The 25,989-nt window shown below is 58.5% G+C and carries 25 protein-coding genes; 7 read left to right on the top strand and 18 right to left on the bottom strand.

The genetic code is table 11. From position 1 onward, the window contains the following. Positions 1-112: 112 nt before the first annotated feature. Complete coding sequence (locus CDA56_RS19065) at positions 113-1,309, bottom strand: nicotinamide mononucleotide deamidase-related protein YfaY (RefSeq protein ID WP_032750698.1); 1,197 nt, start codon at positions 1,307-1,309, stop codon at positions 113-115. 96 nt (positions 1,310-1,405) lie between these two features. Then, positions 1,406-1,948 carry a YfaZ family outer membrane protein gene (locus CDA56_RS19060; RefSeq protein WP_004123076.1) on the bottom strand — a complete coding sequence of 181 codons (543 nt, stop codon included), beginning with the start codon at positions 1,946-1,948 and terminating at the stop codon, positions 1,406-1,408. A 269-nt stretch (positions 1,949-2,217) separates the two neighbouring features. Between CDA56_RS19060 and CDA56_RS19055 the strand changes: the two genes are divergently transcribed. Then, positions 2,218-3,666, top strand: a complete 1,449-nt coding sequence (locus CDA56_RS19055; RefSeq protein ID WP_103814885.1) for a catalase — start codon at positions 2,218-2,220, stop codon at positions 3,664-3,666. Positions 3,667-3,714: 48 nt separating this feature from the next. Here the strand turns inward: CDA56_RS19055 and CDA56_RS19050 are convergent, their stop codons facing one another. Then, positions 3,715-4,707 (bottom strand): Rpn family recombination-promoting nuclease/putative transposase, encoded by a 993-nt coding sequence (locus tag CDA56_RS19050; RefSeq protein ID WP_103814886.1) that lies wholly within the window; start codon positions 4,705-4,707, stop codon positions 3,715-3,717. A 137-nt stretch (positions 4,708-4,844) separates the two neighbouring features. Between CDA56_RS19050 and nudI the strand changes: the two genes are divergently transcribed. Next, complete coding sequence (nudI, locus tag CDA56_RS19045) at positions 4,845-5,270, top strand: nucleoside triphosphatase NudI (protein WP_014230231.1); 426 nt, start codon at positions 4,845-4,847, stop codon at positions 5,268-5,270. On the opposite strand, the gene CDA56_RS19040 is transcribed toward nudI, so the two are convergent. Further along, complete coding sequence (locus CDA56_RS19040; RefSeq protein ID WP_102802937.1) at positions 5,262-6,677, bottom strand: sensor histidine kinase; 1,416 nt, start codon at positions 6,675-6,677, stop codon at positions 5,262-5,264. The two genes, nudI and CDA56_RS19040, sit on opposite strands and share 9 nt — an antisense overlap. Next, positions 6,664-7,338 (bottom strand): transcriptional regulator TctD, encoded by a 675-nt coding sequence (tctD, locus tag CDA56_RS19035; protein ID WP_032750708.1) that lies wholly within the window; start codon positions 7,336-7,338, stop codon positions 6,664-6,666. The genes CDA56_RS19040 and tctD overlap by 14 nt, the downstream gene beginning before the upstream one ends. Before the next feature lie 140 nt (positions 7,339-7,478). On the opposite strand from tctD, the gene CDA56_RS19030 reads away from it, so the two are divergent. The 4 genes from CDA56_RS19030 to CDA56_RS19015 all read left to right on the top strand — a co-directional run bounded on the left by CDA56_RS19030 (position 7,479) and on the right by CDA56_RS19015 (position 11,161). Then, positions 7,479-8,453, top strand: a complete 975-nt coding sequence (locus tag CDA56_RS19030) for a Bug family tripartite tricarboxylate transporter substrate binding protein (RefSeq protein WP_177342537.1) — start codon at positions 7,479-7,481, stop codon at positions 8,451-8,453. A 15-nt stretch (positions 8,454-8,468) separates the two neighbouring features. Next, a complete protein-coding gene (locus CDA56_RS19025; RefSeq protein WP_025106692.1) occupies positions 8,469-8,900 on the top strand; it encodes a tripartite tricarboxylate transporter TctB family protein in 432 nt (143 codons plus the stop codon). A gap of 11 nt (positions 8,901-8,911) precedes the next feature. Continuing rightward, the gene (locus CDA56_RS19020) at positions 8,912-10,432 is read left to right on the top strand and encodes a tripartite tricarboxylate transporter permease (protein WP_014230236.1); all 1,521 of its coding nucleotides are present in this window, start codon (positions 8,912-8,914) and stop codon (positions 10,430-10,432) included. Positions 10,433-10,537: 105 nt separating this feature from the next. After that, positions 10,538-11,161: a DUF2238 domain-containing protein gene (locus tag CDA56_RS19015; RefSeq protein ID WP_014839104.1), complete on the top strand. Its 624-nt coding sequence runs from the start codon at positions 10,538-10,540 to the stop codon at positions 11,159-11,161. Here CDA56_RS19015 and menE read toward each other — a convergent pair. The 7 genes from menE to CDA56_RS18980 all read right to left on the bottom strand — a co-directional run bounded on the left by menE (position 11,138) and on the right by CDA56_RS18980 (position 18,720). Continuing rightward, complete coding sequence (menE, locus tag CDA56_RS19010) at positions 11,138-12,529, bottom strand: o-succinylbenzoate--CoA ligase (RefSeq protein ID WP_057173166.1); 1,392 nt, start codon at positions 12,527-12,529, stop codon at positions 11,138-11,140. The two genes, CDA56_RS19015 and menE, sit on opposite strands and share 24 nt — an antisense overlap. Beyond that, on the bottom strand, positions 12,526-13,491 hold the full coding sequence (menC, locus tag CDA56_RS19005) for an o-succinylbenzoate synthase (protein WP_102802938.1): 966 nt from the start codon (positions 13,489-13,491) through the stop codon (positions 12,526-12,528). The genes menE and menC overlap by 4 nt, the downstream gene beginning before the upstream one ends. Next, on the bottom strand, positions 13,491-14,348 hold the full coding sequence (menB, locus tag CDA56_RS19000; protein WP_004123101.1) for a 1,4-dihydroxy-2-naphthoyl-CoA synthase: 858 nt from the start codon (positions 14,346-14,348) through the stop codon (positions 13,491-13,493). Before menB ends, menC begins: the two co-directional genes overlap by 1 nt. A gap of 14 nt (positions 14,349-14,362) precedes the next feature. Continuing rightward, complete coding sequence (menH, locus tag CDA56_RS18995) at positions 14,363-15,121, bottom strand: 2-succinyl-6-hydroxy-2,4-cyclohexadiene-1-carboxylate synthase (protein WP_102802939.1); 759 nt, start codon at positions 15,119-15,121, stop codon at positions 14,363-14,365. Continuing rightward, complete coding sequence (gene menD, locus CDA56_RS18990; protein ID WP_102802940.1) at positions 15,118-16,788, bottom strand: 2-succinyl-5-enolpyruvyl-6-hydroxy-3-cyclohexene-1-carboxylic-acid synthase; 1,671 nt, start codon at positions 16,786-16,788, stop codon at positions 15,118-15,120. Before menD ends, menH begins: the two co-directional genes overlap by 4 nt. A 77-nt stretch (positions 16,789-16,865) precedes the next feature. After that, the gene (menF, locus tag CDA56_RS18985) at positions 16,866-18,161 is read right to left on the bottom strand and encodes an isochorismate synthase MenF (protein ID WP_046877175.1); all 1,296 of its coding nucleotides are present in this window, start codon (positions 18,159-18,161) and stop codon (positions 16,866-16,868) included. A gap of 97 nt (positions 18,162-18,258) precedes the next feature. Next, positions 18,259-18,720: a GNAT family N-acetyltransferase gene (locus CDA56_RS18980; RefSeq protein ID WP_004852808.1), complete on the bottom strand. Its 462-nt coding sequence runs from the start codon at positions 18,718-18,720 to the stop codon at positions 18,259-18,261. 184 nt (positions 18,721-18,904) lie between these two features. Here CDA56_RS18980 and rnz point away from each other — a divergent pair, with 184 nt between their 5' ends. Beyond that, positions 18,905-19,825 carry a ribonuclease Z gene (rnz, locus tag CDA56_RS18975; RefSeq protein ID WP_014230243.1) on the top strand — a complete coding sequence of 307 codons (921 nt, stop codon included), beginning with the start codon at positions 18,905-18,907 and terminating at the stop codon, positions 19,823-19,825. A 46-nt stretch (positions 19,826-19,871) separates the two neighbouring features. Here rnz and CDA56_RS18970 read toward each other — a convergent pair whose 3' ends face one another. The 6 genes from CDA56_RS18970 to CDA56_RS18945 all read right to left on the bottom strand — a co-directional run bounded on the left by CDA56_RS18970 (position 19,872) and on the right by CDA56_RS18945 (position 25,859). Further along, positions 19,872-20,402, bottom strand: coding sequence for a tyrosine-type recombinase/integrase (locus CDA56_RS18970; protein ID WP_025106684.1), 531 nt, complete (start codon positions 20,400-20,402; stop codon positions 19,872-19,874). Positions 20,403-20,435: 33 nt separating this feature from the next. Next, positions 20,436-20,945 carry a fimbrial protein gene (locus CDA56_RS18965; RefSeq protein ID WP_025106683.1) on the bottom strand — a complete coding sequence of 170 codons (510 nt, stop codon included), beginning with the start codon at positions 20,943-20,945 and terminating at the stop codon, positions 20,436-20,438. A gap of 12 nt (positions 20,946-20,957) precedes the next feature. Next, positions 20,958-21,998 (bottom strand): fimbrial protein, encoded by a 1,041-nt coding sequence (locus CDA56_RS18960; RefSeq protein WP_102802941.1) that lies wholly within the window; start codon positions 21,996-21,998, stop codon positions 20,958-20,960. Between the two features lie 19 nt (positions 21,999-22,017). After that, a complete protein-coding gene (locus CDA56_RS18955; protein WP_102802942.1) occupies positions 22,018-24,567 on the bottom strand; it encodes a fimbria/pilus outer membrane usher protein in 2,550 nt (849 codons plus the stop codon). Between the two features lie 30 nt (positions 24,568-24,597). Continuing rightward, positions 24,598-25,260, bottom strand: a complete 663-nt coding sequence (locus tag CDA56_RS18950) for a fimbrial biogenesis chaperone (RefSeq protein ID WP_048260671.1) — start codon at positions 25,258-25,260, stop codon at positions 24,598-24,600. Positions 25,261-25,322: 62 nt separating this feature from the next. Then, positions 25,323-25,859 carry a fimbrial protein gene (locus CDA56_RS18945; protein ID WP_014230249.1) on the bottom strand — a complete coding sequence of 179 codons (537 nt, stop codon included), beginning with the start codon at positions 25,857-25,859 and terminating at the stop codon, positions 25,323-25,325. Positions 25,860-25,989: the final 130 nt, after the last annotated feature.

The following is a 25,989-nucleotide window of genomic DNA, read 5'->3' as shown; positions in this document are numbered from 1 at the left end:
GGTGGACGTTCAGAGGGAGAAAAATGCGAGATAGTGCACAGAATATTTTAAAGCAAGTACAACAGGCTGGACTCATCGCGCGCCGGGAGGGGCTCCCGACGCGGAGGTGGGTTTACGCTGAGAGAGATTCGACGACGTTAATCCAGCCGTGTTCACCGGCCACCGGCTGGCCGTTCAGCCAGCGGCGCAGCATGTTGAGGGCCATCATCGCGCACACTTCCTGACGCACCTGGAGGCTGTGGCGGTTGGTGGTGAATTTCACCCGCAGCGCGTGGGTGCCGTCCGGCGTGGAAAGCGCAAAGTTCAGGTGATCGCTCTCCTGACCACTTACCGCCAGCGCCAGGCCGGCAAAGTGTTTTTCGCGCCGTTCCGCCGCCCAGCGCGCAGACTGCGCCAGGGTCTCCTCCTGCGCCGGAATGACTTCGCTGGCCAACAGCGGAGCGTTGACGCGAGAAAGCTGTAGCGCCAGCAGACCACCGGTAAACTGCTCGCTCAGCGTCAGGCTTAGCTGACGCTGCTGCAGGCGACGGGCGATCTGCGCAGGCAGGCCTTCGGTACCTTCGAAAATCATGCTCTCTCCGGCCACCTTCTGCACTTCCGGCCACAGCGCCAGCATCGCCTCGCGCTGTTCGGCAGGCCCGGTCAGCTTCAGTTCGATAATCGGCATCGAGGAGCGATAGCCCATTACGACGCCCGGCGGCAACTGCAGATGGTCGAGGCTCTGCGCCAGTTCGCTTTCGGAACGGCCGAAGGTGGTCAGGCGCAAACACAGCGGCGCAGCGGATAGCGGGAAACGTTCGCGCAGGCGCGGTAAGATTTCCTGTTCAACCATCACCTTAAATTCGGAAGGCACGCCGGGAGTAAAAAACATCAGGCAGCGGTTTAGCTGCACGGCAAAACCGCATGCGGTCCCGACCGGGTTGTTGATCATCTCGGCGCTTTGCGGAATTTCCGCCTGTTTACGATTGCTGGCGGCCATGGGTCTTCCGCGCTCGGCAAAGAAACGGGTCATGGTTTCCAGCCAATCTTCGTGCAGAATTAACCCTTCGCCTTTGGCCGTCGCCGCGGCCAGCGCGCTCAAATCGTCGCTGGTCGGCCCCAGGCCGCCGTTAACGATCAGCACGTCAGCGTGTTCGCTGCGCTCGCGTAAAATCGCCACCAGGGAGTCGAGGTCGTCACCCACGGTATGGCGACGCTTTAAGGGTAATCCTTGATTAAAAAAGAAATCCGCCAGCCACGCGGCATTGGTGTCGATGATTTGCCCATGCAGCACTTCATCGCCGGTGGACAGCATTTCCACGTTTAACATTGTGAACTCCAGCCTGATAAGTAGAAATACTATATCGCAAAGCGGCTGGTGAAAAAGCCTGAAAATCAGGCGCGGCGGAATACCGCGCCGGAGAGATTAGAAGCTGGCGTTGACGCCGACGTACGGACCGTCCGCGACCGCGTTATCGCGGTTGCCGTCTTTACCCGCCAGGTTAAGGTAGCGGTAACCAGCTTCGATGCTCAGAGGGCGCATAATGGTAAAGCGCGCGCCGGCATTGGCTTCCTGATAGCTGTCGATACCGCTGGAGAGTGAATCGGGAGAGTAATAGTATTCGCCGAACAGGCGGAAGCTGTCGCCGATTTTCCACTGCAGACCGCCGCCAACCGCCGCCGCGTAGCCTTCATCGCCATTGTTCGGGTTGGTGTAAACGCCTTTTCCGCCCACGGTGGCCAGGAATGGCCCCAAGGGAATGTTCAGGCCCAATCCCAGCCCCGCCGCATCGCCGTCGTCATCATTGTGCAGCCAGTTGCCGGTTACCGCCAGGCCGGTCGATTCCGTACCGAATCCGACGCCAAGGTTAGTGTAGTGCTCGCCGGCCTGCCCGCTGACGCTGATCGCATTTGCCGCCGTCGAGACGAACATCATGCCGGCCAGGGCCATAAATATGCTTTTTTTCATTTTTATCTATCCAGAAAATAATAATAAGAAAATCCCAAAAAACCGCGAAATTGTACTGCTCCGTTTTAAGGAATCAATGCGTTATAGCGCGCTTTTACCGCGTGATTGTAACCAGTTGCTTCGGGAGCCTTGTTAACGGTCTCAGATATCAATTCAATAGTCAGGGTCAAATTGCTGGGTCTCAGCCTTTATTATACAAATAGGCTCCAGCTTATTTCGTCGTCGTAAAGAGATGAATAAGTTACATAAAACTTTGTCAGGAGATAAAGATGAGCAAAAAAGGATTAACCACCGCCGCCGGCGCCCCGGTTGTCGATAATAACAATGTCGTCACCGCAGGCCCGCGCGGCCCGATGCTGCTGCAGGATGTCTGGTTTCTGGAAAAACTGGCCCACTTCGACCGTGAGGTTATCCCGGAACGCCGAATGCACGCTAAAGGCTCCGGCGCTTACGGTAAACTGACCATTACCCGCGATATCACCCGCTATACCCGCGCAAAACTGTTTGCCGAAATCGGTAAAACCACCGATCTGTTCCTGCGCTTCTCAACCGTCGCCGGAGAACGCGGCGCCGCTGACGCCGAGCGCGATATTCGCGGTTTCTCGATCAAGTTTTATACCGAAGAAGGCAACTGGGATCTGGTGGGCAACAATACGCCCATTTTCTACCTTCGCGACCCGCTGAAGTTTCCCGACCTTAACCACGTCGTGAAGCGCGACCCGCGCACCAACCTGCGTAACCCCACCTGGAAATGGGACTTTTTCTCCCTGCTGCCGGAAACGCTGCATCAGTTAACGATTGATTTCAGCGACCGCGGCCTCCCGCGCTCCTGGCGCCATATGCACGGTTTCGGCAGCCACGCGTTCAGCTTTATTAATGCCGATAACGAACGTTTTTGGGTGAAATTCCACTTCAAATCCCAGCAGGGGATCGCCAACCTGATGGATGATGAAGCGAAACGCCTGGTGGCAGAGGACCGCGAGAGTTCGCAGCGCGATCTCTATGAGTCGATTGAAAAAGGCGATTTCCCGCGCTGGACCTTCTACGTGCAGATCATGCCGGAAGCGGACGCCAGCCGGGTCCCTTATAACCCCTTCGATCTGACCAAAATCTGGCCGCACGCTGATTATCCGCTGATGGAAGTCGGCGTGCTGGAGCTCAACCGCAACCCGGACAACTACTTCGCAGAAGTTGAGCAGGTCGCGATGAATCCGGCCAACGTGGTGCCCGGGATCGGCTTCTCTCCGGATCGCATGCTGCAGGGACGGCTGTTCTCCTACGGTGATACCCAGCGCTATCGTCTGGGCGTCAACCATCATCAAATTCCGGTCAATGCGCCGCGCTGCCCGTTCCATAACTACCACCGCGACGGCGCGATGCGCGTTGACGGCAATAGCGGCAACGGCGTCACCTATGAACCCAACAGCTTTGGCGCGTTTCAGGAACAGCCGGACTTTAGCGAGCCGCCTTTAAGCCTTGAAGGCGCGGCGGCCCACTGGAATCATCGGGAAGATAACGACTACTTCAGCCAGCCGCGCAGGCTGTTTGAGCTATTAAGCGAAGAGGAACATCAGCGTATGTTCCAGCGTATCGCCAATGATATGCGGGATATCCCTGAGTTTATTCAGCAGCAACAAATTGGCCTGTTCAGTGAAGTCCACCCCGACTACGGCGCGGGCGTGGCTGCGGCGCTGAAAGCCTTAAAGCACGGAGAGTAATGCTGATGGCAGCCCTTGCGGCTGCCATTTTACGGTTTTTAAACGCGCTTAGTGCTGAAGCTTAGCGAGCTGCCGCAGCGACAAACCGGTTAGCTTTGCGACCTGAGAGGGCTCAAGCCCATCATCCAGCATCGCCTGAGCAATGCGTTGCGTCGCTTCCTGCTGTCCTTGATGCCGGCCTTCTTGTCGGCCTTCATTCCAGCCTTCCTGTCGACCCTTTCGTAAACCTTTTTCTATCCCCGCCTTCATTCCCTGAAGGACCCCCTCTTTACGGCCACGCTCTTCCAGAAAATGAGCAATATTCATCAGCGTCTCCTTATGCGGTTTGAGTGGCGTCTTTTGCGCGAGCTTGCGTAAAAAGGCCACCGGATCGGCGGCGTTGCCCGCCTGAAGCATATAATTCAGCAAAGTTTTAAACTGCCGACGCGTAGTGTATCCCAAGGATAATATCCTGACCAGTTGCTCAGAAATGTCCATCAAATCCCGCTGGCGGATATGTTTTTGCAGCAGTTCCAGCATAGCGACACGGCGGTGCTGTACAAGCCGATCGTCAGGAATCACCGTGACGTCTATCAGTGGAAAACGCTGGCTATACAGCCGCTCGGCCACCTCTGGCTGAGGGAAATCATCCAGCCAGCGCGTCGAGTACGGGTAAGGAGCGATCCTGCCGTGATAAAATAGCAGAGGAATAACCAGCGGCAGCTGATGATGCCCTTTATCAAGGTGGCGCTGCATGGCCGCGATGGCGTATCGCATCAGGCGAAACGCCATATGCCTGTCGGGAGAGCTTTGATGCTCTATAAGAATGTAGATGTACCCCTCTCCGTGCTGGGTTTTTAGCGAATAAAGAATATCCGAATGGCTTGCGCGTAGGTCCTCTTCAATAAAACTGCCGGATTCCAGCTGCAGCGTTCGCAGATCGCACTGTTCCCGCAAATGCTTCGGCAAATGAATAGACAAAAAATCGCGCGCCGTTGCCCGTTGGGACAAAAGGTGTTTAAACACCGCATCGTGCGGTGAGTGGCTTGCTATCTGTTCCATGATGGCCCCTGACCCGTTAACCTACGCTCACCCTACCACCGCACGCGTTCGCCGCGCGTTTTCGCTTGCGGTTTGCCGAGGCGGCTCGCAAACTGGGCCTTCCCGTTAGTTATCCCTGTCATCAGTAAGGAGAAATCATGCGTCAAAGGACTATCGTCTGCCCGCTCATTCAACATGAAGGCCACTATCTGCTGTGCAAAATGGCCGACGATCGCGGCGTATTTCCCGGCCAGTGGGCGCTCTCCGGCGGCGGCGTCGAGCCAGGCGAGCGCATTGAAGAGGCGCTGCGGCGAGAAATTCGCGAGGAGCTGGGCGAAAAACTGCAGCTGACCCAGATTACGCCGTGGACCTTTAGCGACGATATCCGGGTTAAAACCTACGCCGATGGCCGCCGGGAAGAGATTTATATGATTTACCTGATCTTCGACTGCATCAGCGCCAATCGCGAAGTGACGATCAACGAGGAGTTTCAGGACTACGCCTGGGTGAAGGCAGAAGATCTTCCCCACTATGATTTGAACGCGGCGACCCGCAGGACGCTCACCCTGAAAGGCCTACTCTGAACAAGCGCGCAAAAAGCGCAGCCTGACCTTCAGCCCGCCCAGCGTTTCGCTACGCAGCAGCTGCGGATGGCTGCGGTGCAGGCGCGCAATATCGCTGACCAGCGCCAGTCCGAGCCCGGCGCCGGGGTTATCACCCACGTTTTCCAGACGATGGAACGGCATGAGCGCCTGCTGAATCTGCGCATCATCGATCCCCGGCCCGCTGTCTTCGACATCCAGCAGCACCGCCTCTCCGTCACGATGCAGGCTAACCGTGACGATACCGCCCTGCGGCGTATAGCGAATCGCGTTATCCAGCAGATTCGCGCACAGCTCGCTCAACAGCACGCCATCGCCGGCAATGGTCACCGTCGAGGGTTCCCCCTCATAGCCGAGATCGATAGCCTTGCTCCGCGCCTGCTGAAGACGCGAAAAGCAGCTATTGTGGACGATCTCATGCAGGTCCACCGGCGGGAACGCGTGCTCGCCCTGCTCTTTCCGTTTGATGGTAGCCAGCTGCAGCAGGCGTTCGGTAAGCAGAATAGTACTGTCAAGCGTGCCGCTCATCGCCTCCAGGCTCTCTCGCCACAGCCGGGGATCGCCGCTCGCCAGCGCCACTGAGGCCTGCGTTTTCAACACCGCTAACGGCGTTTTGAGCTGATGCGACGCGTCGGCGCTAAAGCGCTCCTGGCGGGAGATCATCACCCGTAACCGGTCGATATAGCGGTTAAAGGCCACGATCAGCAGACGGGTTTCCGACCACGGCAGCAGCTCTGGCAGCGGCGTCAGCAGGCCAGGTTCGCGCCGCACCATGAGCGCCGAAAGCCGGCGCATCGGCCGCAGCACGCGGCGCAGCAGCCAGCCGGTGAGCACCAGCGTCAACAGCACTAGTAGCCCCTGCGAGATCCATGATGAAAACAGCAGCTGTCCCGCCAGCCAGCGCCGCGACTGCAGCGTTTCGGCGATGTAGATTTCCGCCATGCCGACAACGCCGCCTTCGTTAACCGGCTGCAGCAGGCGCGCCACGCGGATGGCCTGACCGCGATATTCAGTATGATAAAACCACGCCAGCGCCGGATAGAGCTCGGTTCGAGAGGTCGATGGCGGCATCGATGGCAGGTCGTCAAAACCGGAAATCACCCGCTTCTCGTGATCGAGTATCTTATAGTACAGCCGATCGTTCATATTCAGCTCGAAGCTGTCCAGCACCACCCAGGGGACATTCACCTCCAGCCTACCGCGGCGAACCACCAGGCGCTCCGCCACCGTGCGGGCGGATGAAAGCAGCGTGCGATCGTAAGCCTGGGTCGCCGCCTGCAGAGCGCTGACGTAGCTATTGAACGCCGACAGCCCCCATAGCAAAACCAGCGGCAGGCCGAGAAACAGCAACAGTTGAGCGAATAACGACTGCGGTTTACCCCACCTCATGAGCGAGCTCCAGCACGTAGCCCAGGCCGCGCAGGGTCACGATACGCACGTTGCTCTCCTGAAGTTTCTTACGCAGACGATGGATATACAGCTCGATGCTTTCCGGGCTGACGTCATCGTTCAGGCTAAAAACCTGTTCAAACAGCTGCTGGCGCGACACCGGCCGCGTACGGCGAAACATCAGCACCGTCAGCAGCGCCTGCTCGCGCGGCGTCAACGACAGCGTTTGGCCGCAGAGTAAAAAATAGCCTTCATCGCGATATTCCAGCGCGCCGATCTGCTGAACCTCATGCACCTGGCCTTCGCTACGCCGCAGCAGCGCGCGCAGCCTGGCATCCAGCTCTTCAAGCTCAAAAGGTTTCGGCAAATAGTCATCGGCGCCGACGTTCAGCCCTTTCACCCGATCCGCCACCGCGCTGCGGGCGGTGAGTAGCAAGACGGGAAGGGTCTGCCCGCGCTTTCGCAGGCGCTGCACCACTTCCAGACCGTCGAGTCCCGGCATGCCAATATCCAGCACCGCCAGCGCATATTTTTCGCTTTGCAGCAGATGATCGGCCGCGCGACCATCAAATACGCAGTCCACGGCAAACCCGCCCTGCACCAGCGCTTTCTCCAGCCAGTGAGCCAGCTCACGGTTATCTTCTGCCAGTAAGAGACGCATATCACATCCTGAAAAGTTGCTGCCGCATTGAAAGGGAAATGAAAGGTAATTGTTTTAACAATCACGCAACCGAATAGCCACATGCCGGTTCACATAATTAAAAAAACGTCTCCTGTATCTGACTGAGGAAGCTTATGAATATGCCATTCCTGCGCCGTGCTGGCGCCATTGCATTATGCCTTTTAACCGCCTCTGCCCTGGCCGCCGAGGCGCCTTCCCGTACCGAATGTATCGCGCCCGCCAAGCCCGGCGGCGGCTTCGACCTCACCTGCAAGCTGATCCAGGTCAGCCTGATGGAAACCGGCGCCATCGAAAAACCGATGCGCGTCACCTACATGCCCGGCGGCGTAGGCGCTGTGGCCTACAACGCGATCGTCGCCCAGCGCCCCGGCGAACCCGGTACCGTGGTCGCGTTCTCCGGCGGCTCGCTGCTCAACCTGGCGCAGGGCAAGTTTGGCCGCTACGGCGTGGATGATGTGCGCTGGCTGGCCAGCGTCGGCACCGATTACGGCATGATCGCCGTCCGCACCGACTCGCCGTGGAAAGACCTGCCGTCGTTTATGGCGGCGATGGAAAAAAATCCCGCCAGTATCGTCATCGGCGCCGGCGCCTCCATTGGTAGCCAGGACTGGATGAAAGCGGCGCTGCTGGCGCAAAAAGCCAACGTCGATCCGCACAAAATGCGCTACGTGGCGTTTGAGGGCGGCGGCGAACCGGTCACCGCGCTGCTGGGCAATCACGTGCAGGCGGTCTCCGGCGATCTCAGCGAAATGGTGCCTTATCTCCAGGGCAATAAAATCCGCGTGCTGGCGGTGTTCGCTAACGAAAGGCTGCCGGGTGCCCTCGCCGATGTGCCGACCGCCAAAGAGCAGGGCTATGACCTGGTCTGGCCGATTATTCGCGGCTTCTTCGTGGGGCCGAAAGTCAGCGACGCCGACTATCAGTGGTGGGTGGATGAGTTCACGAAATTGCAGCAGACCGACGCGTTCAAAAAGCAGCGCGAGCTGCGCGGCCTGTTCGAATTCAATATGAACGGTAAGGAACTGGACGCCTACGTTAAACAACAGGTGGAAGCGTATCGCCTGCAGGCGAAATCCTTTGGCCTGGCCAAATAATTTACGGAGGTTGCGATGAGCGATCGTATTTTTGCCGGAGTGTGGCTGCTGCTCTGCGCGGGTGGAATGTTTATCGCCTGGCAAATTCACAGCGAATACGCCTATGAACCCGTCGGCCCACGCCCTTTCCCGGTCGGCATTATCGGCCTGATGCTGGCGTGCTCTGTCTTGCTGCTTCTGCGTCGGCCCGACGCCATCACGTGGCCCGGGCGCCGGGTTTTACAACGTCTATTAACCATGGTGGTTGCGCTGGGGATCTATGCGTGGGGTTTTGAATGGCTGGGTTTTCCTCTGGCCACCGCGCTGCTGACCGCCGCGTTTGGCCTGCTGTTTGGCGCCACCCTGCCCGCCGCCGGGGTAGCCGGCGTCGCGATGGGCATCGCGCTGTGGTACGTCTTTGACGCCCTGCTTGATGTCACCCTGCCGCTCGGCGTTTGGTTGAGTTAACGGAGAAGGTTATGGATATCTGGATTTATTTATCACAGGGCTTCGCCGTTGCCATGACGCCGGGCAACCTGACCATCGCGCTAATTGGCTGCTTTGTTGGCACTATCGTCGGCCTCCTGCCGGGTCTGGGTCCGATTAACGGTGTCGCGATCTTACTGCCGCTGGCCTTTGCTCTGCACCTGCCCGCGGAATCAGCGCTAATCCTGCTGGCTACGGTCTATATTGGTTGTGAATACGGCGGGCGCATTTCGTCTATCCTGCTTAACGTACCCGGTGATGCCGCCGCCATTATGACCGCTCTCGACGGTTATCCGATGGCGCAGCAGGGACGCGGCGGCGTAGCGCTGTCGATCTCTGCCGTGAGCTCCTTTGTTGGTTCAACGATCGCTATCGGCGGGATCATCCTGTTCGCCCCGGTGCTGGCGCAGTGGTCGCTGGCGTTCGGCCCGGCGGAATATTTCGCCCTGATGATTTTTGCCATCGCCTGCCTTGGCAGCATGATGGCGGAAAATCCGCTGAAGTCATTTCTCGCCGCGTTAATCGGTTTGGGGCTGGCGACGGTGGGCGTTGATGCCAATACCGGCGTGTACCGCTTCACGTTCGACAGCGTTCATCTTTCCGACGGCGTGCAGTTTATCGTGGTGGTGATTGGGCTCTTTTCGGTTTCGGAGATTTTGCTGATGCTGGAGAGCACCAGCGGCGGGCAGAAGCTGGTACGGAAAACCGGACGCATGCTGTTTAACGCCAAAGAGGCGGGCCAGTGCGTGGGCGCGACCCTGCGCTCATCGGTGGTGGGTTTCTTTGTCGGCATTCTGCCGGGCGCAGGGGCGACCATTGCCAGCGCCATCACCTATATGACCGAGAAAAAGCTCAGCGGCAATAGCGCTACCTTCGGCAAGGGCGATATTCGCGGCGTCGCGGCGCCGGAAGCGGCGAACAACGCCTCCGCCTGCGGCTCGTTTATTCCGATGCTCACGCTCGGCGTTCCCGGCTCCGGGACCACCGCGGTGATGATGGGCGCCCTGACCCTCTACAACATCACGCCGGGACCGGCGATGTTTACCGAACAGCCGGATATCGTCTGGGGGTTAATTGCCGCGCTGCTCATCGCCAACGTGATGCTGCTGATTATGAACATTCCGCTGATCGGCCTGTTCACCCGCATGCTGACGATTCCGCTATGGTTTCTGGCCCCGGCCATCGCCGCCGTGTCCGCGGTCGGCGTCTACGCGGTGCACAGCACCACCTTCGACCTGCTGTTGATGGTTGGGCTGGGCGTGCTGGGCTACATTATGCGTAAAATGCACTTCCCGATGTCGCCGCTGATCTTAGGGTTTGTGCTGGGAGAGATGCTGGAGCAGAACCTGCGCCGCGCGCTGTCCATCAGCAACGGCAACGTGGCGATTCTGTGGCAAAGCGGCGTAACGAAAACGCTTCTGTTTCTGGCCATCGCGGTGATTGTTGTCCCTCCGCTGCTGCGGTACTGGCGGAAGCGCCAGCTTAATACGCAGGGCGACCTGCCCTCTTCCTGATGCTCAACGTCATTGGCGGTCGCTCAGCGCCGCCAATGACGGTATACGTTGAATTTCCACCACATCTGCCTGATAGTTATCGTTTTAACTTTCTGGTGATCCGTTATGACCGTCGCCGCATCCCGTTCGGGGTTAACATTCGCCGCGCTGGCGCTGGCCCTGATGCTTGTTTACACCGGTATCAGCGCAGGGGATAAGCTCACCTGGCTGATGGAAGTGACGCCGGTGATTATCATCGTTCCGCTTTTGCTGGCCACGCGCTCGCGCTATCCGCTGACGCCGCTGCTTTACACGCTGATTTTCTTCCATGCCATCATTTTGATGGTCGGCGGTATGTACACCTACGCGAAAGTGCCCATCGGCTTTGACGTACAGGCGTGGCTGGGACTGAGCCGTAACCCCTATGACAAGCTGGGGCACTTTTTCCAGGGGCTGGTGCCGGCGCTGGCGGCGCGGGAGATTCTGCTGCGCGGCGGCTACGTTCACGGGCGTAAAATGCTCGGTTTCGTGGTCTGCTGTATTGCGCTGGCGATTAGCGCCGTCTATGAACTGATCGAATGGTGGGCGGCGCTGGCGCTGGGACAGGGCGCGGATGAGTTTCTCGGCACCCAGGGCGATCCCTGGGATACCCAGTCGGATATGTTTTGCGCCCTGCTCGGCGCGCTGACCACCGTTTTAGCGCTGGGCCGCTGGCATACGAAGCAGCTACTGAACGTCCAGCGCGTCTGAGTCGGGCATCGCCTGCTGGTTGACCCAGTCACGTAGCGCCCGGCGGGAAATTTTAATTCCGCCGGTTTTCAGCGATTCAGGCAGCCGCAGCCAGCGCACCGGCTGCTGAAAGCGCGCCAGCTTATCGGCGCACCAGCCCGCCAGCGCGGACGGGTCGTCATGCTCGCCGCACTCCACCACCGCCACCGGCCGCTGGCCAAACTCCGCATCATCCTGCGGCACGATGAAAACTTGCGTAATCCACGGATGAGCGCCAATCACCCGCTCCACTTCTTCCGGCTGAATACCTTCTCCGCCGCTAAAAAAGAGGTTGTCCACTCGTCCGAGGATAGTCAGCCTGCCGTGCTCCAGCCGGCCCCGATCGCGAGTGGCGAACCAGCCGTCGGCATTAGCGAGGGGGACCATTTGCCCATCGCGCCAGTAGCCTGCGGCGATACTGTCCGACCGCAGCCACACTTCGCCATCGACAATCCGCACTTCGCGCCCCGGCAGCGGCTGCCCGACATCCGCCAGGCCGTCCGCCTCCTTGGCGCATACCGTGGAGGCAAACTCGGTGAGCCCGTAGCCGCACCAGCAGCGGATACCGCGCTTACCGGCCTGCTCGGTTAGCGCCACCGGGATCGCCGCGCCGCCGAGCAGAACCGCTTTCAACGACACCTCGGCGTCGCCGCTGAGCAGGCGCCAGAGCTGGGTCGGCACCAGAGAGGCATGGGTACAGCCGCGTAACGCCTGTTCCAGCGGCTGCTTGTCGCGTACCGTCAGGCCTGCGCCAGCTAACAGCCAGCGCCAGAGAATCCCCTGGCCGGAAACGTGAAACAGCGGCAGCGACAGCAGCCAGTCGTCCTGCGGCGCAAAGGGTATCATCGCCAGCACGCCTTCTGCGCTGGCAAGATGGGCGCGAAAAGCGTGCACCGCCGCTTTCGGTAGTCCCGTCGACCCCGAGGTTAGCGTCATGGACGCGATACGATCTTCTCGCCAGGCGACCGCGTGCACGCCGTCGCCGGCGCACAACGCTAATGAATTAAGCGCCACCGGAAGGTCGCCGCCGTTTAGCACCAGCGCGTGGCGCAGTCCCAGAGACGGCAGCAGTTCCACCAACAGAGGAGCAGGCAGCTGCGGATTCAGCGGCAGGACGCGCGCGCCGCACTGCAGGAGGGCCAGCCACGCCAGCAGAGCATCGGGCTGGTTGTAAGCGCGAAGCAGCACGCCATCGCCGTCGCGAACACCCTGGGCGTGGAATCCCCCCGCCAGCGCATCAATTTGCGCGCACAGTTCCCGCCAGCTTAGCCGCCTCTCGTTCAGGCGCAGCGCCTGAGCCTCTTCCCGCAGCCGCCGCCAGTGGCGCCAGGGCCAGTCGCTAAAGGTCACAGCAGCGGCTCCAGCTCATCAACGTGCAGACACGGCAGCTCGCTTTCCGGCCAACGGCGCACCAGCTGGGCACGCATCAGGCTCAGCGTGTCCAGACCGGGGATCGTGTCCGGGGTCAGCCAGGCGGCGATTCGCGCCAGCTGCGTCAGGCCAAGGCTCGACTCAATGGCTGAACTGATGACCGCCGTCAGCCCCAGGGCATGCGCCTGCGCCACCTGCTGCCGCACTTTTTGCAGACTGCCGGTCAACGTCGGTTTAATCACCACCGCCCGCAGCCCCGGCTCGGCGGCAAAGGTAAAGTCCGCCTCGCGCAGGCTCTCATCCCAGGCGATAGCGATACCCGTTTGTTGGGCGAAAGCGCGCGAATCATCGCGGTTTTTACAGGGTTCTTCGAGAAAGGCGATGCGGCTGCGATAGTGCGGATCCACGTATTTGGCAAACTGCTGCGCTTTCAGCGGCGTCCAGGCGCGGTTAGCGTCGAGGCGTAGCGTCAGATCGGGAATCGCCTCCAGCAGCAGGTTGACCACCATGCCGTCGCGCACCGCCTCATACAGGCCGACTTTGACCTTAGCGACTTTTTCGCCGGGCATCAGCGAAAGCCTGGCGAACAGCTCGTCCGGATCGCCGGCGCAGAGCGGCGCCGCGCGATAGTCCGCCGCCTGCGGCAGCTCGCCGCACAGTTCCGCCAGTGCGCAGCTCGCCCCGAAAGCCGCCGACGGCGGCGTTGGCAACGCGCCCTCTTCGCCATCGCGCCAGGCGCTCGCCCACGCCAGCAGCGCAGCCTGTGCCTCATCCAGCGTTTCCAGGCTGAATCCGGGCAGGGGAGATATTTCCCCCCAGCCTTCGCGCTCGCCGTCGCGTAGGCGCAGAAGCAAACCATCGCGGGTTTTTAACCGCCGTTCACGCAGCACCACTCCCGCGTCCATCGGTAGCTGCCAGCGGTAGACCTGCGCCTGCCGCATTACGGATTCCGTTTAAATTTGCTGAAGTCCGGCTGGCGCTTCTGATTGAAAGCGTTGCGCCCTTCCTGACCCTCTTCGGTCATGTAAAACAGCATGGTGGCGTTACCCGCCAGCTCCTGCAGTCCCGCCTGGCCGTCGCAGTCGGCGTTCAGCGCCGCCTTCAGGCAGCGCAGCGCCATCGGACTGTTCTGCAGCATTTCCCGGCACCAGCGCACGGTCTCTTTTTCCAGGTCCGCCAGCGGCACCACCGTATTCACCAGCCCCATATCCAGCGCCTGCTGCGCGTCGTACTGGCGGCACAGGAACCAAATCTCACGGGCTTTTTTCTGCCCGACGATGCGCGCCATATAGGAGGCGCCCCAGCCGCCGTCGAAAGAGCCGACTTTCGGGCCGGTCTGCCCGAAGATGGCGTTTTCCGCCGCGATAGTCAGATCGCACATCATATGCAGGACGTGGCCGCCGCCGATGGAGTACCCCGCCACCATCGCCACCACCGGTTTCGGGCAGGTGCGGATCTGGCGCTGAAAATCGAGAACGTTGAGGTGATGAACGCCGGAATCATCCTGGTAGCCGCCGTAGTCGCCACGGACTTTCTGATCGCCGCCGGCGCAAAATGCTTTATCGCCTTCACCGGTCAGAACGATGACGCCAATATTGTCGTCATAGCGGGCATCCGCCAGCGCCTGAATCATCTCTTTGACGGTCAGCGGGCGGAAAGCGTTGCGTACCTGCGGGCGGTTGATGGTAATTTTGGCAATCCCGTCCGCCGATTTTTGGTAACGAATGTCGGTGTAGCCTTCGGAGCAGTCCTGCCATTCAATCGGGGCGTAAAGCATGGCTTCATCAAGAGAGATCATAAAGTGTCCTTCGGTTAACTCGCTAAAAACTGCGCCAGACAAGCCACGACAGCATCGGGGTTTTCCCGATGCGCGTTGTGTCCGGCATGATTAATCACGTGCGCGGTGGCGGAGAGTTCATCGGCGATGGCGCGAAACTTGCCGTCGCGTTCGCCGCAAAGGTAATGAAAAGGGAAATCGCGCGCCCGTAACGACGCGCGCAGATCGGGTTGTTCCGCCAGCGAGCTGGCCTGCAGCATCGCCGCCAACGCTCCGCCGTTATTGCGGCTGCGTAGCGCAACCAGAGCCGCCCGCTGCGCTGCGTCCAGGGAAGCGAAGACCGGCTGCTGATACCAGTCGGCAAAGACCTGGGTCAGCGGCTCGCGGCGAAAGCGTTCAGCCCAGGCGGCATCGCTGTGCCGGCGCAGCCTACGCTGGTTATCATCCCCCAGGCCCGGATGCCCCCCCTCGACGACCAGCCCGCAGAGCCCTTCGCGCGGCTGGCTGACATAGAACATCGCCACCCGTCCGCCGAGGGAGTATCCCACCAGCCAGTACTTAAGTATGTTGTAACTATTAAGCGTATTCTTAATCAGCTCGCTGACATCGGCAAAATGGTTGACGGCGATATGCGCCGATCCGCCGTGGCCAGGCAGGTCAATATAGAGACGCGGATACGCGCCAAACGCCTGCCCCACCGTGCGCCACTCATGACTATCCCCGGCAAAACCGTGCAAAAAGACCAGCCAGGGATAGCCAGGCAGGCCGCTTTCAGCCACCGCGTGCAGCGTCATAGCTGACTCACCTGCGCCAGCAGCTGCTGAAGCGTTTGCGTACCGTCGGTTTCATTAACCGCCAGCTCAATCAACGTCGCGCCGGGTCCTCGCCAGGCAACGTCCAGCGCCTGCTCCAGCTCATTCCAGTCCGCAGGGCGATGGTAAGTCAGATTGAACATCGCCGCCGCGTGCGCGAAATGGATATTCTGCGGCATCAGATAGAACTGGCTGCGCTGCTCCTGCGGCGTGGGCAGCAGGGAAAAAATCTGCCCGCCATTATTGTTGACGACAATCAGCACCAGCGGCGCGGAGGCCTGACGCAGCAGGGCCAGCGAGTTGAGATCGTAAAGCGCCGAAAGATCGCCGACGATAGCCAGCGTCGGACGCGCGCTGGCGCGCTGTACCCCGGCCGCCGTCGCCAGCAGGCCGTCTATTCCGCTGGCCCCTCGATTGCTGTAGACCGGGTAACCTGCCGGTAGCTGCGACAGCGCGTCAATTAAGCGCACCACCAGGCTGTTGCCGACAAACAGCTGGCCCTGATCCGGCAGATAGCGCCGGATTCGCTGCGCCAGCTGGGCCTCGCCGAAATCCTCGCTGCTGGCGACCGCCGCCAGCCATGCCTGGCGCGAAAGCTCGGGAATGACGGTGGGCCACGGCTGTCGTTTTTCCGCCGGATGCTGTTCAAGCCAGCGGTCGATGGCGCACACCAGTCGGCGACCGCGATGCTGGGCGGGATCCAGACGCCCCGGCAGATTGTCCACCAGCCAGTACTCTTCAGGTTCGCAGGTGGCCTGCCACTGCAAAACGCGTTTGCTGGTCAGGCTGCTGCCCAGTTGAACAACGATTTGCGCCTGCGCCAGTTCACTCACCGCCTTGCCGTTACCCAGCCACAGGTCGGCGCAGGGGAGCGGCTGCCCGGTTTGCGAGAGCACATCGCCAATCAGCGGCCAGCCGAGGGTCTTCGCCCACTCGGCCACCTTGACGCCCTCTTCCGCGCTCATCCGTCCGGCGACCACCACGCCGCGTTTCTGCCGCCAGAAAAACCAGTCGCGCTGCTTTTCACTTTCCAGATGCAGAGAGTGACGCAGCCAGGGCTTGTCGCTCTGCCACCAATCGCCGAGCTGCTGCTGCCACTCGGCGCCGGTGTCGTCCATATCGCCATACAGCGGTTCGGCAAACGGACAGTTAATATGAACGCCGCCGCAGTGCAGCGCGCCGAGCGCCTGGTCGAGGGTCGAGACCAGCCAGCGGGCGGAGATATCCTGCGACGGACGCGGCAGGGATAGCGTCTGCGACGGGTGCGAAGCAAACATGCCCGGCTGGCGAATCGCCTGATTCGCGCCGCAGTCAATCAGCTCCGGCGGCCGGTCGGCGGTCAGTAAAATGAGTTTTTCACCGGTCAGCCCGGCTTCAATCAGCGCCGGATAGAGGTTAGCCGTCGCGGTACCGGAGGTCACAATCACCGCCACCGGCTGACCGCTGGCTTTCGCCAGCCCTAACGCCAGATGGCCGAGGCCGCGTTCATCAAAGTGGGTATGGTGAATAAATGCGCGGTTTTCCGCCGCCGCCAGGGTTAAAGGTGTCGAGCGCGATCCGGGCGCAATGCAGATATGCTGCACGCCGTGGCGCGTCAATGCTTCAAGGATCACCGCCGCCCAGCGTCGGTTAAATGCGCTTACAGACATGAATTTGTCCAGTATCAAATATTGAGGCTAAGTATAGATAAAGCAAACTGTTGCCGTTTTGATATGCATCGTTTTCTCTATACTTCTGACAGCAGTAACGAACGCAATCCCGCGGCTTTATTTTCAATTTCCTGCCACTCCTGCTCCGGGTCGGAACCGCTGACGATCCCCGCACCGGCGTAGAGTCTGAGCGTACGCTGTTCGATTTTCGCCGAACGCAGAGAAACGCAAAATTCGCTTTGCGCCAGCGACAGATAGCCGGCGGAGCCTGCATACCAGCCGCGGGTAAAAAGCTCATTACGGGTGATAAAATCCAGCGCAACCCGGCGCGGTAAACCAGCAACCGCCGCCGTGGGCTGGAGCTGATGAAGGCAGCGGGCATCGTCAGGCTTCTCCAGCTCGGCCCAAATACAGCGCCGGAGATGCTGTACTTTCCGCAAACGGACAATCTGCGGCGGCAGGACTTCCAGCGCGCGGGTCTCCCCTTGCATCCGCTGACAGATATCCTCCACCACCAGCATATTTTCGCGCTGGTTCTTATCGTCGGCCATCAGCCAGTTACCCAAACGCTGCGCCTGGCGATCGTCCGCATGGCTGGCAACGGTTCCCGCCAGCGCTTCGGTACGCAGCAGCGCCCCGCGACGCCGCCACAGCCGTTCCGGCGTAGACCCCATAAAGGCCTCTTGCGCGTTAAAGACCATCATGAAGTGGAAGCAGTTAAGGTTGCTGCGGCGGCTGGCCGCCATAATCGCTCCGGCGTTTAACGGAGCGGCGAAGTGCAAATCGGTGGCGCGAGCCAGCACCACTTTATCCATCTCCCCCGCCGCTATCGCCTGCGTCGCCTGCGCAATCAGCTCTCTCCACTGCGGATAAGCCGGGAAATGCTGTTCGCTCAGCAGAGAGGGCATCGCGGTAGCCTGCGCCTGTTTCGCCACCAGCGAATCGAGAAATTCACGTGCCGCACGGGCATCGTCACGGAGCGAGGTCTCGCTATATAACACCAGGCGTAGCGTGGCGCTGCCGCCCAGCCGACGCCACTCCAGCCTCGGCAAGATCAACAGACCCTGCTGAGGATGAAAGGCGTTAAGGCCGCAAATTCGCAGATCTTCACGCCCCTGCTGGCGCAAAAAAGCGTGCGCCTGCTCAAGGGAAGCAAAGATTTGCACCGCCCCCAGCGCGGCCAGCTCTTCATCGCCGCTGCGCTGCTGCCAGTAGAACTGCGGCCACTGCGGCTGATGCGTGCACCACAGAAGGGGATCAAATGCGTCATTCAGCGCGAAGGGGACATCGAAAATTCGCGTGCCGGGCGATGGCGGGAACGCTTCATCCAGGCAGCGATACAGGCTTTCCAGCGCGGTGGATACAGACAGCACGCAAACCTCCACGGAGTAAAAACCCCACATTATACGGGGTACTACTGAGGAATAGCAGTACCCACGATGAGGGAGCGGTTTTTAATTAGCGCGGCGGTTAGTGGGTGGCGATTTCGAACGCCATGCCGATATGGTCGATGCCGTCCTCGTCGTAAACCTCAGTCACCGGCACAAAACCGAAGCTGGCGTAGAATTTTTGCAGGTGCGCCTGGGCGCCAAGATAGATAGCCTTTTGCGGCCAGTGTTGCCGGCAGCTGGCCAGCGCCTGTTCCATCAGCTGATAGCCCAGCTTCTCGCCGCGTACCGCCTGGCTGACAATCACCCGGCCAATCACCACCGGTTCAAACTCATCATCGCTCTTGAGAATGCGCGCGTAGGCTACCAGCTCATCGCCGCGCCAGCCGAGAAGATGGCGATTCTCCCCCACCAGATCGTCGCCGTCGACGTCCTGATAGGCGCAGGTTTGTTCGACAACGAACACCGCACAGCGTAATTTCAGCACGGCGTAGAGCTGTGGGACGGTCAGTTCACCGTGGTGAAGATCCTGCCATGTAATCATCTGCGCTTCCTTAATTAATTTTAACCCTAAATAATTCAAGTGGCATGAAGGCGGCCAGCGAGCGAATCCCCTGGAGCTTACATGAGTAAGTAACTGGGGTGAACGAGTGCAGCCAACACACATGCAACTTGAAGTATGACGGGTATACTTTGTTTTTTGACTCACGCCCTAAGGACACTGGACGATGGAATTACTCTTTTTGGGGACATCCGCTGGCGTGCCTACCCGTACGCGTAATATGACGTCGATAGTGCTGAATTTGCAACAGCCAACAATGGCTGAGATGTGGCTGTTCGACTGCGGGGAGGGAACTCAGCATCAGTTTCTGCGTACCCCTTATCATCCCGGCAAGCTGAATAAGATTTTTATTACGCATTTACATGGCGATCATCTCTTCGGTCTCCCCGGCCTGCTGTGCAGCCGCTCGATGCAGGGTAATTCTCTGCCGCTGACGCTGTACGGACCGAAAGGACTTAAAGCGTTCGTGGAAACCGCGCTGCGCCTCAGCGGTTCCTGGACCGATTACCCGCTGACGATTATCGAAGTCGGGCCGGGACTGGTGCTCGATGAAGCCGGCTTCCGGGTCACCGCCTGGCCGCTCAACCACCCGGTCGAATGCTACGGCTATCGTATCGAACAGCATGATAAGCCGGGCACCCTTGACGCCGCGCAGCTTATCGCCGAAGGCGTGCCTCCCGGTCCGTTATTTCAGCGCTTAAAACAGGGATTAACGGTTGAGCTGGAAGATGGAAGGCGGATTGACGGCAGCCGCTACCTTGGCCCGGCAACGCCGGGTAAGAAGCTGGCTATTTTCGGCGATACCGCCCCCTGCGAGGCGGCGCGGGAGCTGGCCTGCGGCGTGGATGTCATGGTTCACGAGGTGACGCTCGAACAGGCGATGGCGGAAAAAGCGAACAGCCGCGGGCATTCAACCAGCCAGCAAACGGCGGCGCTGGCGCGCGACGCGGGCGTCGGCACGCTTATCGCCACCCACTTTAGCTCTCGCTATGACGCTGAAGGCTGCCAGCGTCTGCTGGCAGAGTGCAGAGAGATATTTCCGTCTACCGTGCTGGCGGAAGATTTCATGGCGTATAGCGTAGAATAAAAAAGCGGCGTACCGCGGCAGAGAGACGCCGCGAATACGCCAGCCATTACTCTTCAGCGTAGCTGTTATAACGCAGAATAGATTTTAAATTGCGATAGCCCAGGTAATCCTGGATCGAGTCGTCATCAATTCCTTTTTTTCCCAGCTCATAGCCGCACGCGTGGCGCAGCATCCTGGGATGAATATTTTGCTTCAGCTTCGCCAGCTCGCAGCACTCGCGAATAATTTGATAAAAACGCTGGCGCGTCATCTGATTGCCCCGGGAAGAGATAAACAGCAAATCGTTATGAGCCGGGTAACACTCTCTGGCCAGTAGCCAGCGCTGTAATGAGATAATTTCTTTGGGTTGTAAGGGATGATACCCAGAGATACCGTGACGCGCCCGGCGAATATAAACCCGTTTTCGCGACAGGTCGACATCCCGCAAGGTCAAGGCGGTAATTTCGTTAATCCGACAACCGTGCAAAAAACACATCTGGATCATGCAGCTATTTCTTTCCGGGTGCGCACAATAATGTGCAGCAAGTACCAGACGCTCAACGTCCTTGACGCTAAGATATTCCGTATCTACCTGCATACGTTATTCCTTTTCATCCATTTGACTATAAAATTACTGATAGGTAAATGTCAGCTGTACAATAGACTCAAATTTACCCACCGTTGCTCCACCCCGGGTTGAATATAAACGGGCAGCCAGCGGGAATACGCCTTTCCCGGTACTGCCGTCGATAGCAATACTCATCTGGTCCTGATTTTTATAAAGAGTAGAGTGATCGCTACTGGTGATTTGCAGTGCGATATTCTGCGCCGCATCGCTGGCGGCCATATTGGCAAAATGTCTGGCATCATCAACGTCGATAACGCCGTCAAATTTTACCGTTGCTTTTGTTGTCCCCGCCGGGCAGTTTTCGACATTCAGGTAAAAGGATTTCCACTCTGAAGCGTTGCCGGCCGTTTGAAAGTCAATATTCAGGAGCGGGCCAAAATTAACCTCTTGATACTTCGTGTCGGTACTGACGTCACAGGGGAGATAATAAATATTGCCGGTAATATTCAAAGGGATCCCGCCCGAGGATGAAAAAACAGGCAGCAATAATGCCAGCCATAGCGTCTTTTTCATTATCTACTCCTGCTATTCAATTTCTGCCTGAATGGTTGCCGTAGCGGTAAAGCCTCCGCCGCTGGGTAAATTCCCGGTGGTATTAATCGGATAAATTTTCATAGTGGTGTCCCCGGTCTGACTCGGGTAATTAAAATTGACCGGCAGCAGACCTGAAATGACCGGTATTTTGACGCCGGTAATATTTTCAATGCGCACCGCAATATCGCGATTGGTAGTCGCCAGCGCAGTGCTATCGTTAGTATCCGCCATTCCCTGGAACGACAGCGCGATTTTTACCCCGGCGGAAATATTGGTACAGGCCACCGTCATATTAACAACATGTGGAGAGAAGTCCTTCGGCATCTGGCCCGCGGTTTTAAAATGGTTGGCGGCAATATCCTCAAAATCAATATTAATCGCTTTACCGGTATTAATCTCGCAGGACTGCGGAACCGTTACCGACCCGCTCATTGAAATTTGCGTCAGGGGGATACCGCTGTAGCTGCCCGTTTTTCGCGTCCCGTAAACACTCAGGATAACCGTCGGAGGGATCGTCACCTGGCCAACAAAAGGCCGGGTAAAATAAAGCGAAATATATCCCAGTGACCCTGTGTCAAAAATGGAGCCGCCGGGATTACAGGCAAAACCTTGATTATTCTGATTACTCTTATCCTCAATCGGCGTAGGAATATACTTATTCACGCCCCCTGCAATAAATAACTCGGTGGCAATTTCCAGGTATTGATTTAGCTGGTAATAATTTAATCCGTTGCGGCTTTGCGTCGCGGTAAGGCCTGGCACCGTGGCTTTAAAATACGTCACCCCGCTGGCACTATCACAGTCACACTTTGCCTTGTAGGTTCCCCCGGTACTCCAGTGGTACAAACGGGAAAACTCCATTCCGGCCTGATTTTGTGAGGGATTAGTAAAGCTTTCAATAAATGAAAAGCTATCCTGAAAAGGCGCCCCGCCATTACCGGTATTCTGACACCACCCGGTTGCCGCCATCGCCTGCGGCGAGATCGCCAGCGCCGTCAGGCCCGCTAATATTCCCCATGAAAATCGTTTCATTGTCTCTGCATCCTTTCGATTATCGGCATTGCGCCTGGGCCACAATAATGCCGGTAAGTTCTTTTGCTGACGGCAGCGCATAGTGGATCTGGCAGCGGTCTTGCGTCCCGGAGCCCCACTTCACGTTGAGTACGCCGTTAGATTCCAGTCCGGTCAGGTAGACCTGTCCGCCATCGCCAACGATAAACGCCTGCTCAGAGGATGCCGCCCCGGGGACGCTGACCATGGCCCCGAAAGGCAGGGGTTGCCCGTTCTCCTGGCGTACCGTCATCAGTACCCGGTTACCCACGCTGGTGGCATAATTTGCGCGAACCACCGCCCCACGGGTAGGCACAACCGTCTGCGTCGCCAACTCGAGGTCGACATCGTCCGGCATCGTCGTGGTATCGAGCGTCAGGATATTCTTACGATACGGCGAGGCGTAAGGCACGACGGTATAGCCTCGCCAGTCGGTTCTGACCCCTGTCTGGCTATTCACGCCGACGCCGGCGGCGCCGGGCGCCTTGATGAGAGCGACGGTTTCGCCGAAAGGCTGCCCCAGCGTCAGGCCGTTTTCATGTACCAGCGCTCCGCCGCGCAGGGCGTAGTTCAGCCGATGGCTGTATTTATCATGGCTGTAGCCGCCGGTAAGTTCAGCATAGGTTGCACGCCAGTCCGCATTGACGCTGCCGCTCTCCCCTCTTCCCTGGCTGGTGTAGCCTTCCTGCACGCTCCAGCTCAGGTTATTACGCTCCAGCAAGGTGCCGGAGAGGCCCAGATTGTTGCTTGTGGAGCCATTTTTGCTGCTGTTCAGGGAGTAGTTGGCATAAACCGGCTTCGGTAGCCATTCCCCCAAAGGCACGCTGATGCTCAGGGCAAAAAGGTGGTCTTCATCATTACGCTTACCGGTGTTCTGGTCGGTCGTATTGCGGTTATAGCTGTAGTTCATGCTATAGCTGATGCCGCGCCAGCTATTGTTGTATCCGACGCCCACTGACTCCATAGTGCGGCCGGTATTCCAGTAATCTTCGCGAATATAGCTCAGCGACAGCGACCCCATTTCTTCTCCAAGGCTCTGGCTGATCGTCACCTCCCCGCGGTTGCGCCGACGTTCAATAGAAGGCGTGTAGTTGTCATCCCGATAGGTATCCAGCACTTCCTGCATATCCCAGTAACCGCTGGTCGCATAGCGATATCCCGCCAGGCTTACGTTAGTCCCCAGGCCCGGGAGGTCTTTGCTGTAACGCAGACGTACCGACTGCCCGCTCTCTTTATCTTTATCCTGTCGGGTCGACCAGGCCTGGATGATATCGGTCGATACGGCGCCCAGTTCACCGAGGTTTTTCCCCATTCCCAGCGCCACCGACTGGTACTTACTGCTAAACTGGCCGCCGCCGTACAGGGTTAACCCCCAGGGCAAGCCGTAGATTGCCGTCGCCTGCGTGAGGGGCGTTTCGTCAATGCTGTTGTCGTAGGCGCGATACACGCCGGAGGTCATGCTATATTTCAGCCGCCCTTCGCGCTGCAGGACAGGGAGCGAAGCGTAAGGTACGATCAGGTTCTGCTCGCTGCCGTCCGCCTCTTTGATGGTGACGGCTAAATCACCCGAGCCGCCGGTCGGGTACATATCGGTAATTTCAAAAGCGCCAGGCGCAACGTAGGTCTGGTAAATCTCATAGCCGTTCTGGCGAATAATGACCTGAGCATTAGTGCGCGCAATCCCGCGAACGACGGGCGCGTAGCCGCGCAGGCTTTCCGGCAGCATATCGTCATCGGAAGCCAGCATCGCCCCGCGGAAGGGAACGCCCTCAAAAACGTCGGCGTCCGTGCTGCTATCGCCCAGCGTCATCACCCCCTGTAGCGATTTGATGTTGCGCTGCGCATAGGTATAAACCGTGTCCCAACTATTGCTGGACTCTCCCCCGCTGCTGCTGCGCGACCAGGTGGTGTAGTTACGTAAACGCCACGGCCCGACGTTGATACCGGGGCGCAGGTTAACGTATTGATTATCGCTGTCCGGCGTATCGTTCTGACGTGACCAGTTATTTGCCCCGCTAAAGGAGTAATTCAGCAGGATCGCCGGCACCCCCTCATCCCACTGTTTCGGATCCACCCAGCCGCGGGCGGCGCTGGTCACCGCCGCCTGCGGGAAGCTCAATAGCAGGCGCTGCAGGCTGAAGCGAAAATCAGATTTTGCCTGCGGTATCACGCTGATATCCGCGCAGCCGGGCGATCTGCGGCCCAGCTCTGGAAATTGGGAGACGCGCACGCCCCATTCGGCCAAATCGTCTACCGTCAGGCAAGGCTGTAATTCCGTTATTCCCGGCCCTTTGCTCTGCTGAAAAACCACATCGCGGGTGTCCATAAAAACGTTATTAAGATAAATATCTACCCGATAGGTCCCCGGCAGCTGTCCGCCAGCCTGCTCGTAAGCGGATAAATCCCTGACGCCCGTATGCGGGCCGTCCATTTCCAACAGGGCCGGGTTAAAAACCTCCCGCGCCAGGACATCTTCACACAGCGGTAGCAGCGCAACGGCCAGAGCGCCGGCTATCCGGTTAAGCCGCCATTTATTATGATTATTTTTCATTTTCCCTGGAACTCCCTGGCCTGAAAGCCTCTACAAAGTCGCGTGGTGCAGCGCGCCGGTACCGCCATAATCGTTAATCAGTTTCCACTGCAAAGCGCCCGCGCTGACGCCCGGCAGTTGAAAGCGCGCCGTTTCCCCCGGCCCCACCCAATTGGCCTCTTTAACTTCGGCGCCCCCCACTTTGACCTCGGCAAAATTCATATAAAAGGCGGTGGGATTCATGACCTGTAGCGTATTGCCGCTGCGCGTCCAGCGAAGCTGCTCCGTCACCATCTCCGGCGTTCCCTCAACGGATTTAGGTCGATAAATTAATTTGATGCGCGTTTTGATAGCGATCTGTAGGGTATTGGCGCCGGCTTTAGCCTGCGAGGAGGGAATCGCTTTGATGTTCATCCAGAACATACTTTCTTTATTTTCCGGTAAGCCGCCGCTGTAAATTACCCGCAGTCGGGTTTGCTGCTCGCCCTCAAGGCGAAATAAAGGCGGCGTTAACAGAAAAGGGGCTGCGCCCTTATTACTTTCAACCCAGCTTTGAATGAGATAAGGCGTAGCATCATTATTAGTTACGCTCAGTGAGGACTCTTTTTTACCGCCGGGATAAATCAGACGAGTACCGCCGGTCACCACGCCCGCATGCGCCGCAGCGCCGACCAACAGCCATCCAGCTATTAGCACTTTCAGGTATTTTTGCATCTCCAGCTCCCTGGAAAAGCGAGCCACATAGGGCTCGCTAACACTGTCATATAGACGGAAAATTAGTTATAGCTGATGGTAAAGTTGGCTGTACCGTCAGCTTTACCCGCAACGATAGTGCTTTCAGTCTGGATATAACGGACGCGGAACGGCAGATCGATATTGCCGGTAGCGGGGATGGTCAGGCTGGCAGAACGCGTATAGAGCGGCAGCGTCGCGTTGCTGCTGGCGTCAACCAGCTGCAGGGCCACGCCTTCGGCAACGGCAGGATCGGTACCCGCTCCGGTCAGCTGCAGTTTATCATTATCACCGTTGACGTTAGCGCCGGAGAACAGTACCGATGCTTTGGTGACGGTAGTCGGGCAGTTTTCCAGTTTAATCGCGAAATTCTGTTCAGCCGCAGTAGACCCCGTACCGCTAAACGCGGTCTTGGCAATCTGCCCCATCTGAACTTCCAGCGGGTTGGACAGGTCGTTCACCACGTCGCAGCCCGCATCGATAATATCGCCGATAAACTTCACCTGACCGTCATCCGCCAGCGCAGCACCAGAGAACGCCGCGCAACCGGCGACAACAGCAGCAAGTAATGTTTTTTTCATGATTTATCCTTTTCAATGCAGTCGATGCATTAACTTATAAGCGCAATACCCTGCGCATCCTTTTATTTACGTTTGATATTAATAACGCAACAAAACATTGACCCATGAAATGGATATAATATTTTGAAGT

It is taken from the genome of Klebsiella michiganensis (genome assembly GCF_002925905.1).
In the GTDB taxonomy this organism is placed as follows: Bacteria; Pseudomonadota; Gammaproteobacteria; order Enterobacterales; family Enterobacteriaceae; genus Klebsiella; species Klebsiella michiganensis.
This window is presented reverse-complemented; position numbering and strand designations above follow the sequence as displayed.

Coding starts and splice junctions, on each gene's coding strand:
- CDA56_RS18950 (WP_048260671.1), bottom strand. CDS start 25,260: ATGCAAAAATACCTGAAAGTGCTAATAGCTGGATGGCTGTTGGTCGGC.
- CDA56_RS19055 (WP_103814885.1), top strand. CDS start 2,218: ATGAGCAAAAAAGGATTAACCACCGCCGCCGGCGCCCCGGTTGTCGAT.
- CDA56_RS19040 (WP_102802937.1), bottom strand. CDS start 6,677: ATGAGGTGGGGTAAACCGCAGTCGTTATTCGCTCAACTGTTGCTGTTT.
- CDA56_RS19020 (WP_014230236.1), top strand. CDS start 8,912: ATGGATATCTGGATTTATTTATCACAGGGCTTCGCCGTTGCCATGACG.
- CDA56_RS18945 (WP_014230249.1), bottom strand. CDS start 25,859: ATGAAAAAAACATTACTTGCTGCTGTTGTCGCCGGTTGCGCGGCGTTC.
- CDA56_RS19025 (WP_025106692.1), top strand. CDS start 8,469: ATGAGCGATCGTATTTTTGCCGGAGTGTGGCTGCTGCTCTGCGCGGGT.
- CDA56_RS19050 (WP_103814886.1), bottom strand. CDS start 4,707: ATGGAACAGATAGCAAGCCACTCACCGCACGATGCGGTGTTTAAACAC.
- CDA56_RS18970 (WP_025106684.1), bottom strand. CDS start 20,402: ATGCAGGTAGATACGGAATATCTTAGCGTCAAGGACGTTGAGCGTCTG.
- CDA56_RS18955 (WP_102802942.1), bottom strand. CDS start 24,567: ATGAAAAATAATCATAATAAATGGCGGCTTAACCGGATAGCCGGCGCT.
- menC (WP_102802938.1), bottom strand. CDS start 13,491: ATGCGGCAGGCGCAGGTCTACCGCTGGCAGCTACCGATGGACGCGGGA.
- menD (WP_102802940.1), bottom strand. CDS start 16,788: ATGTCTGTAAGCGCATTTAACCGACGCTGGGCGGCGGTGATCCTTGAA.
- CDA56_RS18960 (WP_102802941.1), bottom strand. CDS start 21,998: ATGAAACGATTTTCATGGGGAATATTAGCGGGCCTGACGGCGCTGGCG.
- CDA56_RS19015 (WP_014839104.1), top strand. CDS start 10,538: ATGACCGTCGCCGCATCCCGTTCGGGGTTAACATTCGCCGCGCTGGCG.
- CDA56_RS18965 (WP_025106683.1), bottom strand. CDS start 20,945: ATGAAAAAGACGCTATGGCTGGCATTATTGCTGCCTGTTTTTTCATCC.
- CDA56_RS19060 (WP_004123076.1), bottom strand. CDS start 1,948: ATGAAAAAAAGCATATTTATGGCCCTGGCCGGCATGATGTTCGTCTCG.
- CDA56_RS19065 (WP_032750698.1), bottom strand. CDS start 1,309: ATGTTAAACGTGGAAATGCTGTCCACCGGCGATGAAGTGCTGCATGGG.
- CDA56_RS18980 (WP_004852808.1), bottom strand. CDS start 18,720: ATGATTACATGGCAGGATCTTCACCACGGTGAACTGACCGTCCCACAG.
- menH (WP_102802939.1), bottom strand. CDS start 15,121: ATGACGCTGCACGCGGTGGCTGAAAGCGGCCTGCCTGGCTATCCCTGG.
- nudI (WP_014230231.1), top strand. CDS start 4,845: ATGCGTCAAAGGACTATCGTCTGCCCGCTCATTCAACATGAAGGCCAC.
- CDA56_RS19030 (WP_177342537.1), top strand. CDS start 7,479: ATGCCATTCCTGCGCCGTGCTGGCGCCATTGCATTATGCCTTTTAACC.
- rnz (WP_014230243.1), top strand. CDS start 18,905: ATGGAATTACTCTTTTTGGGGACATCCGCTGGCGTGCCTACCCGTACG.
- menB (WP_004123101.1), bottom strand. CDS start 14,348: ATGATCTCTCTTGATGAAGCCATGCTTTACGCCCCGATTGAATGGCAG.
- tctD (WP_032750708.1), bottom strand. CDS start 7,338: ATGCGTCTCTTACTGGCAGAAGATAACCGTGAGCTGGCTCACTGGCTG.